The sequence below is a fragment of the Paenibacillus sp. FSL H7-0735 genome (assembly GCF_038008505.1).
Taxonomy (GTDB): Bacteria; Bacillota; Bacilli; order Paenibacillales; family Paenibacillaceae; genus Paenibacillus_AQ; species Paenibacillus_AQ odorifer.
The window spans coordinates 159,888-176,562 of the sequence record NZ_JBBOZH010000002.1 but is presented as its reverse complement, the minus strand read 5'-3'; the positions used below and the strand labels follow the sequence as shown (position 1 = coordinate 176,562).

Annotated in this window: 16 protein-coding genes; all 16 read left to right on the top strand. The window is 46.2% G+C overall.

Annotated elements, in window-relative coordinates; translation table 11 throughout:
• Positions 1 to 2 precede the first annotated feature (2 nt).
• The 16 genes from atpG to csaB all read left to right on the top strand — a co-directional run bounded on the left by atpG (position 3) and on the right by csaB (position 16,672).
• On the top strand, positions 3 to 872 hold the full coding sequence (gene atpG, locus NSS82_RS28440; protein ID WP_036681564.1) for an ATP synthase F1 subunit gamma: 870 nt from the start codon (positions 3 to 5) through the stop codon (positions 870 to 872).
• Positions 873 to 1,111: 239 nt separating this feature from the next.
• A complete protein-coding gene (gene atpD, locus NSS82_RS28435; RefSeq protein ID WP_036681562.1) occupies positions 1,112 to 2,512 on the top strand; it encodes a F0F1 ATP synthase subunit beta in 1,401 nt (466 codons plus the stop codon).
• Positions 2,513 to 2,614: 102 nt separating this feature from the next.
• A complete protein-coding gene (locus tag NSS82_RS28430; RefSeq protein ID WP_036681559.1) occupies positions 2,615 to 3,031 on the top strand; it encodes a F0F1 ATP synthase subunit epsilon in 417 nt (138 codons plus the stop codon).
• A gap of 196 nt (positions 3,032 to 3,227) precedes the next feature.
• On the top strand, positions 3,228 to 3,485 hold the full coding sequence (locus NSS82_RS28425) for a DUF1146 family protein (protein ID WP_036681556.1): 258 nt from the start codon (positions 3,228 to 3,230) through the stop codon (positions 3,483 to 3,485).
• A gap of 199 nt (positions 3,486 to 3,684) precedes the next feature.
• Entirely contained in the window at positions 3,685 to 5,061 is a 1,377-nt protein-coding gene (murA, locus tag NSS82_RS28420) for a UDP-N-acetylglucosamine 1-carboxyvinyltransferase (RefSeq protein WP_036681554.1), read from the top strand.
• A 216-nt stretch (positions 5,062 to 5,277) separates the two neighbouring features.
• Positions 5,278 to 6,420 (top strand): stage II sporulation protein D, encoded by a 1,143-nt coding sequence (gene spoIID / locus NSS82_RS28415; protein WP_076273639.1) that lies wholly within the window; start codon positions 5,278 to 5,280, stop codon positions 6,418 to 6,420.
• Positions 6,421 to 6,481: 61 nt separating this feature from the next.
• Entirely contained in the window at positions 6,482 to 7,225 is a 744-nt protein-coding gene (locus NSS82_RS28410; protein WP_036681550.1) for a M23 family metallopeptidase, read from the top strand.
• Between the two features lie 272 nt (positions 7,226 to 7,497).
• On the top strand, positions 7,498 to 7,785 hold the full coding sequence (spoIIID, locus tag NSS82_RS28405; RefSeq protein ID WP_036681548.1) for a sporulation transcriptional regulator SpoIIID: 288 nt from the start codon (positions 7,498 to 7,500) through the stop codon (positions 7,783 to 7,785).
• 129 nt (positions 7,786 to 7,914) lie between these two features.
• The gene (locus NSS82_RS28400) at positions 7,915 to 8,913 is read left to right on the top strand and encodes a rod shape-determining protein (protein ID WP_036681546.1); all 999 of its coding nucleotides are present in this window, start codon (positions 7,915 to 7,917) and stop codon (positions 8,911 to 8,913) included.
• A gap of 47 nt (positions 8,914 to 8,960) precedes the next feature.
• Complete coding sequence (locus tag NSS82_RS28395; protein ID WP_038573634.1) at positions 8,961 to 9,839, top strand: flagellar hook-basal body protein; 879 nt, start codon at positions 8,961 to 8,963, stop codon at positions 9,837 to 9,839.
• Positions 9,840 to 9,891: 52 nt separating this feature from the next.
• The gene (locus NSS82_RS28390) at positions 9,892 to 10,713 is read left to right on the top strand and encodes a flagellar hook-basal body protein (protein ID WP_038573632.1); all 822 of its coding nucleotides are present in this window, start codon (positions 9,892 to 9,894) and stop codon (positions 10,711 to 10,713) included.
• Between the two features lie 10 nt (positions 10,714 to 10,723).
• Positions 10,724 to 10,948 carry a DNA-directed RNA polymerase subunit beta gene (locus NSS82_RS28385; protein ID WP_036681538.1) on the top strand — a complete coding sequence of 75 codons (225 nt, stop codon included), beginning with the start codon at positions 10,724 to 10,726 and terminating at the stop codon, positions 10,946 to 10,948.
• 263 nt (positions 10,949 to 11,211) lie between these two features.
• Positions 11,212 to 11,634 (top strand): 3-hydroxyacyl-ACP dehydratase FabZ, encoded by a 423-nt coding sequence (gene fabZ / locus NSS82_RS28380; RefSeq protein WP_036681536.1) that lies wholly within the window; start codon positions 11,212 to 11,214, stop codon positions 11,632 to 11,634.
• Between the two features lie 42 nt (positions 11,635 to 11,676).
• Positions 11,677 to 13,398 carry a phospho-sugar mutase gene (locus NSS82_RS28375; protein WP_036681534.1) on the top strand — a complete coding sequence of 574 codons (1,722 nt, stop codon included), beginning with the start codon at positions 11,677 to 11,679 and terminating at the stop codon, positions 13,396 to 13,398.
• Positions 13,399 to 13,526: 128 nt separating this feature from the next.
• Complete coding sequence (locus NSS82_RS28370) at positions 13,527 to 15,563, top strand: DUF5693 family protein (RefSeq protein WP_036681532.1); 2,037 nt, start codon at positions 13,527 to 13,529, stop codon at positions 15,561 to 15,563.
• On the top strand, positions 15,539 to 16,672 hold the full coding sequence (gene csaB, locus NSS82_RS28365; RefSeq protein WP_036681529.1) for a polysaccharide pyruvyl transferase CsaB: 1,134 nt from the start codon (positions 15,539 to 15,541) through the stop codon (positions 16,670 to 16,672). The genes NSS82_RS28370 and csaB overlap by 25 nt, the downstream gene beginning before the upstream one ends.
• Positions 16,673 to 16,675: the final 3 nt, after the last annotated feature.

Below are 16,675 nucleotides of genomic sequence, written 5' to 3'. Positions count from 1 at the left end.
TCATGGCAAGAAGCATGCGTGATATTAAACGTCAAATTAAGAGTGTTCAAAACACAAGACAGATCACAAAAGCGATGGAAATGGTAGCCGCATCCAAGCTGAGAAAAGCTCAGGAGAAGGCAATTGCCGCCCGTCCTTATGCTGAGAAGCTAAAAGAGGTTGTATCGAGCATTGCTGCTGGCACAGAAGGTGTTCAACACCCTATGCTGGTTAGCCGCCCTGTGAAGAAGACTGGTTATCTAATCGTTACCTCTGATAGAGGGCTTGCAGGTGGTTACAACGCTAATATTTTGCGTAAGGTGACGATGCTCATCGCGGAGAAGCATAAGTCCAAAGATGAGTACGCATTGTTTGTTATTGGTCGTAAGGGCCGTGACTTTCTACGTCGCCGTGAATATCCGATTGTACAGGAAGTTACTGAGCTTTCGGATGCGCCGAAGTTTGCTGACATCAAGTCTATCGCGAATTCGGCAGTACAGCAGTTTGTAGATGGTACGTATGATGAGTTGTATGTTTGTTACAATCAATTCGTCAATGCTATCACCCAGATCCCAACCGTTGAGCGACTGTTGCCTATGGATGGAGTAGGGAATCAAGAGCATCATGAAGCTTCTGCAAACTACGAATATGAACCTTCACCGGAAGGCGTGCTAGAAGTATTGCTTCCAAAGTACGCTGAAACTTTGATTTATAGCGCAATTCTGGATGGCAAGGCCAGTGAGCTGGGTGCGAAAATGACAGCTATGGGCAGTGCAACGAAGAACGCGTCGAAAATGATCGGAGAACTTACCCTTACGTACAACCGTGCCCGTCAGGCGGCAATTACGCAGGAAATTACCGAGATCGTGGCCGGAGCGAACGCGCAGTCTTAAAATACAAGAAAAGTTAAACCGAGTGCTTAACTTGTCTTGTATTTTACGAGAAACAGTGCCGCTTGCTTAGGGTACATAGTTCCTTAAGAACGGCACTGTAAGTTCTTCTTACAATATAAGAAAGTATAGGTTTTACACTATACGAAATGCTTATATTTCTACGAGAAACGGTTGTCATCTTTATATGACGACAACGTCGTTTCTTCTTGATGTAACAGCTTTCGAGGAGGGAAAAGAAGATGAACAAAGGACGCGTTGTAAGCATTATGGGTCCGGTTGTCGATATTGAATTTGAACGCGGCCAGTTGCCCGAGATTTTCAACGCTATCAAAATTGAAACCGTCTTGGACAATGGTCGTCAGCTTAACCTAACACTTGAGGTTTCCAATCACTTGGGAGACAATCTGGTACGTTGTATCGCGATGTCTTCTACTGATGGTCTGGTTCGTGGACTGGATGCGATCGATCAAGGAGGTCCAATTTCGGTTCCTGTAGGGGAAGCGACATTAGGCCGTGTATTTAACGTACTTGGTAATCCAATTGATAACGCTGGTGAAGTTCTTGCTGAGAAAAAGAACCCGATTCACCGTCTCGCACCAACATTTGACGAATTGTCAACACAAGCGGAAATCCTGGAAACAGGTATTAAAGTTATCGACTTGCTCGCACCTTATGCTAAGGGTGGTAAAGTCGGCCTCTTCGGCGGTGCCGGCGTAGGTAAAACAGTAACAATCCAAGAATTGATTAATAACATTGCCCAAGAGCACGGTGGTATTTCCGTATTCGCAGGTGTCGGTGAACGTACTCGTGAAGGTAATGACCTTTATCACGAAATGACGGATTCCGGCGTTATTAAGAAGACAGCAATGGTCTTCGGACAAATGAACGAGCCTCCAGGTGCACGTCTTCGTGTAGCTTTGACCGGTTTGACCATGGCGGAATATTTCCGTGATGTGGAAGGCCGCGATACGCTGCTCTTTATCGATAATATATTCCGCTTTACCCAAGCGGGTTCCGAAGTATCCGCTCTTCTCGGCCGTATGCCATCCGCGGTTGGTTATCAGCCGACTTTGGCTACTGAAATGGGCCAGCTGCAAGAGCGTATCACATCGACTAAAAAAGGTTCCGTTACATCGATTCAAGCAATCTACGTACCGGCGGATGACTACACTGACCCTGCTCCGGCTACAGCGTTTGCTCACTTGGATGCAACAACTAACCTTGAGCGTAAAATTTCCGAGAAGGGGATTTTCCCAGCGGTTGATCCACTGGCTTCCAGCTCGCGTTTGCTAGCTCCAGAAATTGTTGGCGAAGAACATTACAACGTAGCACAAGGTGTTAAACAATTGTTGCAACGTTATACCGAGCTTCAAGACATTATTGCCATCTTGGGTATGGATGAATTGAGTGAGGATGATAAGGTTATCGTAGCTCGTGCTCGTAAAGTTGAACGCTTCCTGTCGCAGCCGTTCCACGTGGCTGAACAGTTCACTGGCTTTAAGGGTAAATATGTACCAATCAAAGAAACTGTACGCAGCTTTAAGGAAATCCTGGATGGTAAGCATGATGATCTTCCAGAAGCAGCTTTCCTATTTGTAGGTACGATTGAAGAAGCAGTAGAAAAAGCGAAATCGATGTAACCTGAGCTTAGCTAATGCTTTCGATGCAAGCTTTACTTCGTAAAGCTTAGTGCATGCTTTCGAAGCGAGCTTTACTATGTAAAGCTTTAAGGAGGAATGGAAGTGAATACCTTTTTGTTGGAAATTGTCACGCCGGAGCATCTCGTTTACTCCAAGCAAGTGAATAGCTTGATTGTAAGAGGGGTCGAAGGCGAGTTGGGTATTTTGCCGGGACACATTCCGCTTGTGACTCCACTTCAGGTTGCTCCGTTATCCGTCAAATCGGACGGTGTTACGATCTCCATCGCCGTTCATGGCGGATTCGTTGAAGTGCATAAGGACAAAGTAACTGTGCTGGCTGAAAGTGCCGAGCTGCCAACAGATATCGATGTTGAGCGCGCCGAAGCGGCTAGAGAACGGGCTCAGCGCCGTCTCCAGACTCGGAGCAAACAAGATGATATCGATCACCGCCGTGCGGAATTGGCGCTGCAACGCGCTGTTACACGGATTAAAGTGTCCACTGGAAAAGGACAACAGTAGGAAAAAAGCAGTCAAGCCTTATGGGTTTGACTGCTTTTTTATTATAGTAATCTATTGAAAAAGGTTAAAATTTCTTCATTATTTTGGATAATGGCGCTGAATTGTTTAAAAATTTGTAAAAGTACTGGATTCTTTTGCCCTTCACAAGTATGATATAAGAGTCGATTTCCGAGTAATACGAACACGGAGGGTTAGCATGGAGGATATATTGTCGGGTGGGTTGTCTAGTGCAGTTGGAACCAGCAGTATGGTCTCAATGATTGTATCTTTGCTCAGTGTTGTATTATCTTGGTGGGCATTGCAGAACCTTAAGCTCGATTTGGTCATAAGATATCCCAAGAGTCCTCAGGGAAGGCTGCTGCACTTGCTGTTGGCCATTGTACTTGGTCGTTTTGTAGCGGGGTTCTTCCTGGATTACCTGAGCTGGAGTGGGATGATCCGATATATGTTTTAAGGGGATGTAGTTTGGTTATAAGTGTCTTAGGTCGCAGTGGTCAAAAGGTGTCGAATAATAAGGTTTTATTATGTCAACACTGAACTTTAAGGAACATGCCCGAGTAAATGGGCGTATTGATGGAGTAGAGAACTTTTTTGCAATTACTTTAATCTAAAAAAATAATTTAAGAAATAATGGACGCGGAGGGAAACCGAAAATGAGCAAATTTATCGTCCGCGGTGGCAACAGATTGACCGGGAGCGTGAAAGTTAGCGGCGCAAAAAATTCCGTATTACCGATCATAGCCGCCTCTCTATTGGCAGAAGAAGGAGTAAGCGTCATTGTAGACGCACCTCCGCTTGATGATGTGATGACGATATCAAAAATGTTGGAATCTCTGGGTGCAGGGGTTACATATCAGAACGATATTATCCAGGTGGATGCTACAAACATCACTTCCTGTGAAGCACCTTATGAATGGGTTCGAAAAATGCGGGCGTCTTTTTTAGTCATGGGCCCACTGTTATCTAGACTTGGTCAGACAAGAATTTCCCTGCCAGGCGGCTGTGCCATTGGTACACGACCGATTGATCAGCATTTGAAAGGGTTTGAAGCACTGGGTGCGGAGATTAGTCTCGGCCAGGGCTACATTGAAGCGAAAAGCAACGGACGCCTGCGCGGTGCCAAAGTGTATTTGGATGTAGCAAGCGTAGGTGCGACCGAAAATATAATGATGGCAGCTACACTAGCTGAAGGCGTGACCGTTATCGAGAATGCGGCTAAGGAGCCTGAGATTGTAGACCTAGCTAATTACTTGAATGGTATGGGCGCTATCGTGCGTGGTGCGGGCACAGGCGTTATTCGTATTGAAGGGGTAGAACGTCTGCATGGGGTCAAACATCATGTAATCCCTGACCGTATCGAAGCAGGTACGTACATGGCGGCTGCAGCAATTACCGGTGGCGATGTATATGTGGAAGGTGCAATTGCAGATCACTTAGGTCCTGTTATTGCTAAGATGGAAGAAATGGGTGTAACCATTATTCCCGACGAGAACGGTATTCGTGTAATCAGTGACAAGCCTCTCAAAGCTGTTGATTTGAAGACTTTGCCGTATCCAGGTTTTCCTACGGATATGCAGTCGCAAATGATGGCATTATTGCTGCGTTCTGAAGGTACCAGTGTCGTTACAGAAACCGTATTTGAGAACCGGTTTATGCATGTGGATGAATTCCACAATATGAACGCTGAGATTAAGATCGAAGGTCGCTCGGCGATCGTTACAGGTAATGCACAATTGGTCGGAGCTAAGGTTTGTGCTACGGATCTGCGTGCGGGAGCTGCGCTTATTTTGGCAGGTTTGGTTGCTGAAGGCACTACTGAAGTAAGCGGAACTCATCATATTGACCGCGGGTATGTTCATTTGGCTGAGAAGTTGTCCGGACTGGGTGCGGAAATTTGGCGCATTTCCATGGAGGATACTTCAGCGCAAACCGTGAAGGATGAAGTTCTTAAACCGGAAGTATCCAAGAGTGAATCGACTAAAACCGAAGAGGTTAAACCACGCTTTCAGGTTCAACCAACTTGGGTATAATATCACTCATTAGGAGAGACCAGGCTGCAGATTGCAGCTTGGTCTTTTTTTATGGAATCCTCATCTGATGGGGATTTTTTTGTGCGCAATTTAATAGCCTGCGGTCTAGTAATAGATTGAGGACAGGAACTCTCTTTCTCTCAAATTGTGTTCTAGCAGTTGCTGTAATTTCATATCTATAAGAATCACCAGTGATTCACGGAAGGAGCCATAGAGATGAAAGATTTCCGCTACTTGCGAAGAAACAAGACAACGCGCTGGCATTCGCGTCCCCTTGCTCCCCGGCGCAGGCGACTCATTCCCGTCGCCTGGGTCGCAGCGCCTTTCCTGGCGGCGCTGCTGATTCCGCTGGCGGTTGTCCCGCTACACCGGGGACAACCGGCGCCTGTGGCCGTGCCGGCGGTCACGGCCCCTCCGGCGGCGCCGGAGACGGCTGCGCAGGAAGCGCCGCAGCCGAACGTCTCTGTCTATTTGTCGCACAGCGGACAAATAGAGACATTGCCGCTGGAGGACTACGTCCGCGGCGTGCTAGCGGCCGAGATGCCGGCCGACTTTGAGCTTGAAGCGCTCAAAGCGCAGGCCGTAGCGGCCCGCACCTTTATCATGCGCCGCCTGGTGGCTGGCGACAGAAGCGGCGTACCCGTTCCGGAGGCGGATGTAACCGATACGGTAAGCCATCAGGCTTACATATCTAAGGACACGCTGGAACGGCAATGGAAGCTCGGCGGAAGAAGCGCCGACCTCGCAAAGCTGCAGCGCGCGGTCCTTGAGACGCGCGGAGTGATTATGACTTATAAAGGGCAGCCGATAACGGCCTCCTTTTTCGCCTCCAGTGGAGGATATACTGAGAACTCAGAAGAGTATTGGAATGCAGCGATTCCCTATCTGCGCAGTGTGACGAGTCCTTGGGAGAAAGAGATTACCCCAAACTATGCGGTGACTAACACTTTTACTGTTGCTGAGATACTTACTAGATTGGGTCTAGACGATAAAGTCATTCCTGCCTCCAAAGATACTACTAATTCAGGAACTACAACGAAGATTTCATCATCTTCGAGATTACCTATGGAAGTGTTGTCTCTTACCACTGGACATCGGATTAAAGAGATCTCAATTGGAGGCTCTATATTTACTGGACGTGAAGTGAGGGAGAAGCTAGGCCTACGATCCAGCCAATTCAGTTGGAGCCGTAAGGGGAATAAGATCTTGATCACGACCTTTGGAAATGGGCATGGAGTAGGGATGAGTCAGTGGGGGGCAAATGGGATGGCCAAAGAGGGTGGAACAGCTACCCAAATTCTCAAACACTATTATAGTGGTATCTCATTTACACAAATCTCAACTCTTCTGAAAAAATAACTTGAAAGATACGTATAAAAGAGAAAAGCCCGGTAACACTGGTTACTGAGGTGATAACCATATGAATGAACAAGACAAAAACAAAACAAACCAAGATGAATCTCTCAAAAAAACTCAGGGAGATTTACCTGGTGCAAAACCTTCTTCATGGAACAGACTGGTATCTAAACGTTGGGTATTCCCAGCAGTCTACACGGCGGCAGCGGCAATTATACTAACCTTGGTGTGGGTCTATCAGGATGCCGGCCAAAAGCCGCTCAACCAGGACACTGCCGCCACTTCGCAGCAAGTAGGAACTTCCGCTAATGAAGCTGGTACAACAACCGGAGGTCCAGATGCACTTGAAGTTGTTGCTTCAACGGAAAGTATGACTTGGCCAGTAGCTAATCCAGGTGAAGTAGAAGTAGTTAAGCCGTATTATGATGAGAATGGTACAGAGGACAATCACGTTGCCGCTATGGTGCAATATAACGACAAATTTATTCCTAATGTCGGAATCGATATTGCCCGTGAAGACAACAATACGTTCGATGTCAAAGCAGCGCTCAGCGGTGAAGTGACCAGAGTGGAAGATGTTGCGGTATTAGGTAAAGTGATTGAAATTACCCATCAAGGTAATTTGAAGACTGTATACCAAAGTCTTGGTGAAACAAAAGTTAAACAAGGCGATGTAGTGAAGCAAGGAGATACTCTTGCTACAGCTGGTCGCAGTGAGATCGAAAAGAACCTTGGAAATCATGTGCACTTTGAAGTGTACGAAGATGGCAAAGTAGTCAATCCATCGGATTTACTGCCACAGCGATAAAAATTTCTATAGCAGGGGGCGAAAGCCCCCTATTTTTTTGTGTATATAGGGATTTTTAAGGTTATGTTTGTGATGAGCCTTTTGTTTACGCGGGAAACGGTTGTTGACCTAAAGGGACAGCGACGGCTTTTCATCATGCTAATAACACGGGTTATTAGGTTGTCCATTAAATAAAATGAGCCCTCCATAGCTTGTCATGTCTTGAAAGCGCGAATATATAAGCCCGCCCCTCATATAATGTACCAAACTATCCACAGTTGGGAGGCGGGAGCGTGCACGATTACATCAAGGAACGTACGATCAAAATCGGACGCTGCATCGTGGAAACCAGGCATACGGTCCGGACCATAGCCAAGGAATTTGGCGTTTCAAAGAGCACGGTGCATAAAGATTTAACTGAGCGTCTGCCAGAGATCAACCCTGATCTGGCCGATCAGGTGAAGCACATTCTCGAATATCACAAGTCCATCCGACATCTTCGGGGGGGAGAAGCCACAAAAATCAAATATAAAAAATCGACGGGGAAAAAACGTGAGGTTGCTGTAGCATCAAAGCCATGAGATTTTCGGAAATTTAAGGAAATATTCAGCTTTAATACATTGTGTACTTCCCCTAAAGTATGGTATTTTTAAATTTAGTACTAACTGCTGTTTTTTCAATTAAAATAACACTTTGGGGGCTCTTTCATTATGTTTAGCAAGGATATCGGAATCGACCTCGGCACGGCCAATGTGCTCATACATGTTAAGGGAAGGGGAGTCGTTCTGGATGAACCTTCCGTGGTCACACTTGAAAGTGATACGAAGAGAGTCCTTGCGGTGGGAGAACAGGCACGTCGCATGGTTGGACGTACACCTGGAAATATTATAACAATCCGTCCTCTCCGGGATGGTGTCATTGCAGATTTTGAAATCACAGAAATGATGCTTAAGTATTTTATCGACCGCGTTGGCGGCCGGTCCTGGTACGCACGGCCCCGTATTCTGATTTGCGCCCCTACAAATATTACATCTGTGGAACAGAAGTCCATACGGGAAGCGGCGGAGCGGAGCGGGGCTAAGGAAGTTTTTATGGAGGAAGAGCCAAAAGCCGCTGCAATCGGAGCGGGAATGGATATTTATCAGCCTAGTGGGAACATGGTCGTCGATATCGGTGGCGGAACGACGGATGTAGCCGTACTTTCTATGGGCGACGTCGTTACCGCTTCTTCGATTAAAGTCGCAGGAGACAAGTTCGATGAGGCCATTTTAAGATATATTAAACAAAAGTATAAGCTGTTAATCGGCGAACGTACGGCAGAGGATATTAAGGTTACAATTGGCACCGTGCGTCCAGGCCTGATGCAGGCTGAAATGGATATTCGTGGTCGTGATATGGTAAGTGGACTCCCTCAGACGCTCACTATTACTTCAGGCGAGGTAAAAGAAGCACTATGGGATCCGGTTTCTTCTATTGTGGCAGCTGCTAAGTCCGTTCTGGAACGTACACCGCCTGAGCTATCCGCAGATATTATTGACCGGGGTGTTGTTCTAACTGGTGGTGGCGCTTTACTTAATGGATTGGACGAGCTCCTCTCGGAAGAATTACATGTTCCGGTGTGGATAGCGGAAGACCCGATGCATTGTGTAGTTAAGGGAACAGGAATAATGCTGGATAATTTGGACAAGGTCGTTAAGAAAAAGTTCTAAGCAGCCGATATAAAAGGTAGCAAAAGATTCGGAAGGGGACTACCTTCATGATAAGAGGATTATATACAGCCGCTGCAGGTATGGTTACACAGCAGCGTAGACATGATACGGCAACACAGAACATCGCTAACTTGAATACAACGGGGTACAAGCAGGTTGACAGTGTCAATCATGCTTTTCCGGATGTATTGATCTCTGCTATGAGTAATGGCAATACCAAGCCAGTGGGGCGTCTTAACACTGGGGTTTTTGCAGAACAGTCGATATCCCAATATTTACAGGGTGATTTAAGGGAGAGCGGCAAGACCATGGATTTTGCTTTATCTACGGATTTGCAAGTAGCTGATCCTGTGACAGGTCAAAATATCTCCTTTGATGGTTCGGGCAAATATGTAAGCCCTGAGGGTGAGGTTGTTTATCGTCCACAGGCCTTCTTTACTGTACAGGATGCTGAAGGGAATAATCTGTATACGCGAAATGGGAGCTTCTCAATAAACGCGGCTACAGGAGAGGTACTGAGCAGTGGTGGCTTCAAGGTTCTTGATTCCACAGGCAAGCCCCTTGTCTTGACAGGAAATCAGGACACCCTTAAAGTGGACGGGCAGGGTAATTTGCTTAATCCAGTAACAGGACTTCCGACAGGGACCAAGCTTGGTGTGAGTGTAGTAACAAAGCCACAGGAGCTTGTACGTGACGGTAATGGTGTATTTCACGCTGATGATGTAGAGGCGGCAGATATCCGTTTCTCTAACGGAACAGATAACATGCAAGTACGCCAAGGTTACTTGGAAAGCTCCAATGTAGATCCTACTCAGGTTACTGTGGATTTGAATGCCGCCTATCGGGCTTATGAAGCGAACCAGAAGATTGTTCAATATTATGATGGCAGCTTGCAGAAGGCTGTAAGTGAAGTTGGCAGGGTTTAGGCAGTGCTTAGGAAATGAGCTTTACAGGTAGAGCTTATAGGAGGTTTGATCTATGAACAACTCAACGATTAGTGCAGCAGTCTCCATGTCGAGCCTTCAGCAGCGGCTTGATATTATAGCGGATAATCTAGCCAACATGGATACCAATGGTTATAAGAGCAAGCAGGGCTCTTTTGAGGACGTGCTGACTCGTGTACAACAGCAATCGGATGATTATGACCAACCGGGCCGTTCTACACCCCTAGGCTTTAATATGGGTTTTGGGACTTATGTGCCTTCGATCTCAACGAATTGGGAAGAGGGTCCCCTTAAAGAAACAGGGAGTCCGACCGACTTAGCCATTCAGGGCAACGGGCTTTTTGGTGTTCAGGTCAATGGTACTACGGCGTACACACGTCAGGGTGATTTTCACTTTATTCCTGACACGACTGATGCCAAGATGATGGTATTGGTTGATAACACAGGAAACTCCGTTTTAAATACAGAGGGCAAACCTCTAACGGTTCCTGTAGGTGTGAATGCTGCTATCGATGAATCCGGTCGTGTGTTAACGAAAAAGACGGAGAATGGACCTGTTCAGGTAGCGGGTACTATAATGATAGTAGAACCTAAGACACAGAATGCCTTAAAGGCTGTCGACGGGAATTTCTATATGCTTGCAGATGGAGTTACAGCACAGCAGGCTTTTGTACAAAGAGCGGCAGGCGAGGCATCTGGAATTGGAGTGCGCTCAGGATGGCTGGAGCAGTCGAATGTCGATATGACCTCAGAAATGACAGAAATGATGCAGATTCAACGCACGTATCAACTCGTAGCTCGGGCACTTTCGTCCAGTGATCAGATGTTTGGTCTAGCCAATAACATGCGCGCGTAGAGGTGAAGGAATGGATCGACAGGAAAAAGTTAAATCGGAAGAGAAGAAAGAACCCTCTCCACGAGGGATCTCCAAATGGACCATGATACAATGGGTTCTTATTCCCTTGCTTCTCGTAGCTGCACTTGGAGGCGGCCTGGCCGTCGGTTACGTTGTCCTGGGTAAGAAAGAGTTAAGCGATGCTCTGCAGTGGAGCACGTGGAGACATGTATATGATTTGGTTTTTGCTCCATAAATGAAGATGATTTAACCACTCCCTTGTTATACAAGGGAGTTTTCTTTTTTATGCTGAAAAATGTATAATGGTGGGGGGCCTCGGGCAGCAAAAAGGGCCCTCTCCGCCATGCTGCCGCATCCGGTGGAGAAAGCCCCTTATCTCAACCTCCACTTCTGCAGTTGGTGAAGGATAAATATAGTTTTTACCGAACCTGCCTAATTTTATGCATTTCGGCAAAGAATAAAAGAAAATGTGCAACATCCGAAAGGAGTTTTGTCATAATGCTGGATATCAACCAAATTCAAGAAATCATCCCCCATCGGCCTCCATTTCTGCTGGTGGACAAAATTATCGAGATTGAAATGGGCAAAAAAGCTGTAGGAATCAAAAATGTAACGATCAATGAACCGTTCTTTGTAGGTCACTTTCCGGGCTATCCGGTAATGCCGGGTGTACTGATTACAGAAGCCCTTGCACAAGTGGGTGCGGTTGCTATCCTGGGAGTAGAGGCTAATCGCGGCCGAATCGGTTTTTTAGCTGGGCTGGACGGATTCCGTTTCCGTGGTCAAGTGGTACCAGGCGATACACTTACTCTTGAAGTAGAGATCACCCGTCTTAAGGGCAGCATCGGAAAAGGACAAGCTACTGCTTCCGTTGAAGGTAAGGTTGTAGCCTCTGGAGAAATTATGTTTGCTCTGAGCTAAATATTTTATTTTTTTATAAATATATCTAAAGGAGAGATTCATATGACTCAATTAAGTGCAAAAGCGGCAGACACATTATCCCGCTGGTTGCAGGACCCTTCTGTTGACGAGGCTACAAAGGCAGAGCTTCGCGCTCTGGAGAATGAGCCACAGGAGCTTGAAGAGCGTTTTTACAGAGACTTAGAGTTTGGTACAGGCGGCTTGCGTGGGGTTATTGGTGCGGGCAGCAATCGTATCAATCGTTATACTGTTGGCAGAGCTACACAAGGCTTCGCTAATTATATTCTAGAAAAGCATACTGGAGAAGGCAGACCTTCGGTTGTTATCGCGCATGACTCTCGCCGCTTCTCGCCTGAATTCACACTTGAGGCTGCTCTCGTACTGGCTGCTAATGGTATCGAGGCGCATTTGTTTACTTCCCTTCGTTCAACACCACAGCTGTCATTCAGTGTGCGTTATTTGAAAGCAACGGGTGGTATTGTAATCACCGCGAGCCATAACCCTCCTGAATACAATGGTTATAAGGTCTATAATTCGGAAGGCGGACAGCTTGTACCACACGAAGCCGAAAAGGTCATTTCTTACATACTAGAGGTTGACACTTTTGATGGTGTAAAGCGGATTTCGCAAGAAGAAGCTGAAGCTCAAGGGCTGTTGCACTGGCTAGGAGAGAAGGATGACGAAGCGTTTACTGATACTGTTGCTGCGGTCAGTCTTGCAAGTGAAGAGATTGCCTCTACGCTTGGAAAAGACTTCAAAATCGTATACACTCCGCTGCATGGTACAGGTAATTTGCCAGTCCGCCGTGTACTTGAGAAAATCGGCTTCACCCAGGTGCATGTTGTACCTGAGCAAGAGCAGCCGGATTCTGAATTCTCTACAGTGAAATCTCCGAACCCGGAGGAACGTGAAGCTTTTACGCTGGCTATGAAGCTGGGCGAAGAGTTGAATGCTGACCTTTTGATTGGTACAGATCCTGATGCAGACCGTATGGGTGCGGTAGTTCGCGACAATGAAGGTAAATTTGTTGTTCTGTCCGGCAATCAATCCGGAGCACTGATGATTCATTACTATTTGAGTCGTTTGCAGGAACAAGGAAAGCTGCCTCGCAATGGTGCGGTTGTAAAGACTATCGTTACTAGCGAAATGGGGGCTGCTGTAGCTTCTCATTATGGTGCAACTGTATTTAATACGCTGACTGGCTTCAAATATATTGGAGAAAAGATGACGCAGTTCGAACAATCCGGAGAATACACATATCTTTTCGGATATGAAGAAAGCTATGGTTATCTTGCAGGCAATTATGCTCGTGATAAGGATGCTGTTCTTGCTGCTATGCTTATCGCTGAAGCAGGTGCTTATTATAAAGCTCAAGGCAAAACATTATATGATGTTCTTCAGGAATTGTACGAGCAGTTCGGATACTTCTTGGAAAGCTTGGAGTCCCGTACGCTGAAAGGCAAAGATGGCGTTGCGCAAATTCAAGGAATCATGAATGATTGGCGTTCTAATGCACCACAAGAAATTGCTGGATCTGCCGTAACAGAAATTCAAGATTATTCCCTGGGCTTAAATGGACTGCCGAAGGAAAATGTACTGAAGTATTTGCTGGCTGACGGATCTTGGTTCTGCCTGCGCCCTTCCGGCACAGAACCTAAGATTAAAGTTTATTTTGCAGTAGTGGGTGACTCCCTGCAGAATGCTAAGGATAAGGTTGCTGCACTGTCGAAACAGGTTATGGCTCGCGTTGACGGGGGACAATAATAAATATAGAGTGCCTTCTATATTGTGAATTATATTTTATGTAGAAACGGGTACCGTCTCTAAAAGGATGACGATCCGTTTCTACTTTTGTTAAAAGAGTTTTTAAAGCGAAAGAGGAGGTACTTTTGGTGCGGCAAAAATGGCAACGTTGGAATATTACTTCCCGAAAGTGGCTGTGGATCATAGTTGTGGTTGGCGTTATAGCAGCCTTGCCTGTGGTCTATGATCGACTGCAGACGGAGAAGTCTTCCAAGACAGTAGAATTTGTATTTGATTATCGTGATCTGGTTGATGTAGCCAGCTATCGTGCAAATCCACAAGATTATATTTCCGAGCAGTTAGATCGCCTTAAAGACGCGGGTGTTCAGAGTATGGCGATTTACGAAAGCACATTGGAAGATTATCGTAAGGCGCGTCGTCTGATGATATGGGGTGCGGCTGATATAGCTAATCTTACGGACACGATCATTCCTGAAAATGAGAACTATACCTATATTCTTTTTACCAGTGCTGATTACAGCGATACTTTAGCGCCTGTAATTAAAGAAGCATTTAGTAATCTTGGGATTAATTCAAGAGACTGGAGTTTCCGCGGACAGCAGGGTCTTATCATTGAGACCCCGCTAGAAGATGCTACATTGAAGCCGCTCCAGCCCGATCCATTTACATTGGAGATGCTGCACAACAAGGGATTCAGTATTGTACCTCGTCTTGTGGATTCTCTGACTTATAATGAAGCCACGGTAAAGAAGCTGTTGGATCGTTATGAGGAATTGGGTGTTAAACGGATTCTATTTGAAGGTGAGTCTGTTAAAGGGTTTAATGATGATGCCGATACTGGCAGTATCACTGACTTTGCTAATCTCCTTAAGGAACGTGGAATGGGGATTGCAGCAATTGAGAATATTAAGAAACAGCAAAAGGGCTTTAACAGGCTCGCTTATTTGCTGGATTATAATGTGACGCGTTTATATTCCCTTAGTGAGGGTGATTCTGCTTTAGATCCAAAAGTGATTTCGGACCGTTTCGCTCTGGCAACAAAGGATCGGAATATCCGCATGATCTACTTAAACACGATTCCTGCAAGAAATACTGCTAAGGCACAGGTAACAGATACATTAGATAATCTTATTACCAGCCTAAGCGAACCAGGCGGAGCTGTTGAGCAGATTGAAGATAATGGATTTAAGTTGGGACAAGCTACGGCATTTGAGGTTGTAGATTCCTCTTATCAACGTTACTTTAAGTTAGTTGCGGTGGTTGGAGCAGTGTCTTTAGTGGCTCTGCTGGTCTCTTACTTCATTCCACAGCTCACGCTTGCTGCCTGGGTGTTAGGTCTGATTGGAAGTGCAGGCCTGATGCTAGTGAAGCCTGAAATGTTTGAACAAGCGCTCGCGCTTGCCGCTGCGATAAGTGCACCAACGCTTGCCGTTGTGCTTGCCATTCGTAAGGTTAATGAAATGGGGCCACCTCTACGGAGCAATCCCCTTACCTATAAGGCTATGAGCCCGCAACGCCGGTTTACACATAGCTTAGTGCTTTATTTTAAGACTTCACTGATCTCTTTGAGCGCTGTGCCGTTTATGATAGCACTGCTTAATAATGTTACTTATAGCCTGGTTCTCAACCAGTTCCGTGGTGTCAGTCTGCTTCATATGGCGCCTATCGGTCTTGTGGCACTTTACGTACTTTTGTATCGCGGGGATTTTGTCTTTAACAAGACAGGTAAGCTGCTGCGGACACCAATCACATTTGCGATGATTATCATTGCCTTTGTTTTGGCGGTTGTTGGCTATTATTACATGACCCGTACAGGTAACGGTGGCAGTGTGAGTCCGCTGGAAATGGTTTTACGTACATTCTTGGAGAATACGGTTGGCGTTCGACCGCGTAATAAAGAGTTCTTGCTAGCGCATCCGTTATTAATTCTTGGCGCATTCTTGGCCTTTAGATATCGGAATGCAGCGTTTATCATGATTATTGCTGTAATCGGTCAGCTCTCCATGGTGGATACCTTTGCACATATTCACTCGCCAGTTCTGATCTCGCTCATTCGTGGCTTGCTCGGTCTTGGATTAGGACTGATCATTGGTGTGATTGCCGTAATCGTATGGCAAATTGCAGAAGGGTGTTGGAAACGATGGTCGCCACTCCTAAAAAGATAGTTATTTCCGGTTATTACGGTTTCCATAACAGCGGGGATGAGGCGGTACTGCAATCTATATTGATTGCACTGCAACAACATTCTCAAGCTGCAGGTATAGAGATCGAACCCATTGTCTTGTCCATCGATCCTGAGTGGACTAGCGCCACATATGGAGTGAAATCTGTGCACCGGATGAAGCTGGTTGAAGTCCGTCAAGCTATTTATGAGAGTTCTGGTCTGATCAGCGGTGGAGGTAGCTTGCTGCAAGATGTAACAGGAAGCAAGAGTATTCCTTACTATTTAGGTATTATCAAGCTTGCGCAGTGGATGGGTAAACCGACCTTTATTTATGCGCAAGGAATCGGGCCTGTGAATCGTAAGCTTTTCCACCCATTAATCAAATCAGTGTTTCGCAAATGTACCTATATCTCTGTGCGGGATGAACAATCCCGCGAGCTTTTACTTTCTATGGGATTAGAACAGAAGAACATAGAGGTTGTTCCTGACCCGGTGATGGGCTTATCTTTACCTGATGATACTGATGCTGCTGAATTACCAGAGTCTTCAGATTCACTTCCGGTAGTAGGTATTTCGGTACGTTATTGGGAACAAGATCGCAAGGAGCTGGACGCTCTTGCTCAAGGCTTGATTAAGGCGAATCTTGAGAAACCATTGCATTTAAGATTCCTTCCGTTTCATCTTCCATCTGATATTGAAGCCTCACGTTATGTGATGGAGAAGCTGGAAGAAAATATAAGCCAGCATGGGGGTCAGGTCAGTATTTGTGAAGATGCCAGTCATCCGCAACACATGCTGCGGGAAGTAGGGCAATGTGAAGTGCTGATCGGAATGCGTCTTCATAGCCTGATTTATGCCGCAGGGCGGCGAGTTCCGCTGATTGGTATCTCTTATGATCCGAAAATTGATCATTTTCTAGACAGAGTTCGGTGTCAGCCTGTGGGCACGACCCAATCATTAGATGCTGGACAAGTTGCTGCTGAGATAGGCCATCTTTTGGAAACAACAGAGGGATGGAGAAATGAGCGGGAGACGATCCTCTCCTCGTTGATTCAAGAAGCAGGGGCTCCAGCACGGCAAATCGTAGAATATTTCCACCATAAAGGATGATCT

Bases quoted from the DNA above. Each gene is read 5' to 3' on its own strand.
- atpG (WP_036681564.1), top strand. From the start codon at position 3: ATGGCAAGAAGCATGCGTGATATTAAACGTCAAATTAAGAGTGTTCAA.
- atpD (WP_036681562.1), top strand. From the start codon at position 1,112: ATGAACAAAGGACGCGTTGTAAGCATTATGGGTCCGGTTGTCGATATT.
- NSS82_RS28425 (WP_036681556.1), top strand. From the start codon at position 3,228: ATGGAGGATATATTGTCGGGTGGGTTGTCTAGTGCAGTTGGAACCAGC.
- murA (WP_036681554.1), top strand. From the start codon at position 3,685: ATGAGCAAATTTATCGTCCGCGGTGGCAACAGATTGACCGGGAGCGTG.
- spoIID (WP_076273639.1), top strand. From the start codon at position 5,278: ATGAAAGATTTCCGCTACTTGCGAAGAAACAAGACAACGCGCTGGCAT.
- NSS82_RS28410 (WP_036681550.1), top strand. From the start codon at position 6,482: ATGAATGAACAAGACAAAAACAAAACAAACCAAGATGAATCTCTCAAA.
- NSS82_RS28400 (WP_036681546.1), top strand. From the start codon at position 7,915: ATGTTTAGCAAGGATATCGGAATCGACCTCGGCACGGCCAATGTGCTC.
- NSS82_RS28395 (WP_038573634.1), top strand. From the start codon at position 8,961: ATGATAAGAGGATTATATACAGCCGCTGCAGGTATGGTTACACAGCAG.
- NSS82_RS28390 (WP_038573632.1), top strand. From the start codon at position 9,892: ATGAACAACTCAACGATTAGTGCAGCAGTCTCCATGTCGAGCCTTCAG.
- NSS82_RS28385 (WP_036681538.1), top strand. From the start codon at position 10,724: ATGGATCGACAGGAAAAAGTTAAATCGGAAGAGAAGAAAGAACCCTCT.
- fabZ (WP_036681536.1), top strand. From the start codon at position 11,212: ATGCTGGATATCAACCAAATTCAAGAAATCATCCCCCATCGGCCTCCA.
- NSS82_RS28375 (WP_036681534.1), top strand. From the start codon at position 11,677: ATGACTCAATTAAGTGCAAAAGCGGCAGACACATTATCCCGCTGGTTG.
- csaB (WP_036681529.1), top strand. From the start codon at position 15,539: ATGGTCGCCACTCCTAAAAAGATAGTTATTTCCGGTTATTACGGTTTC.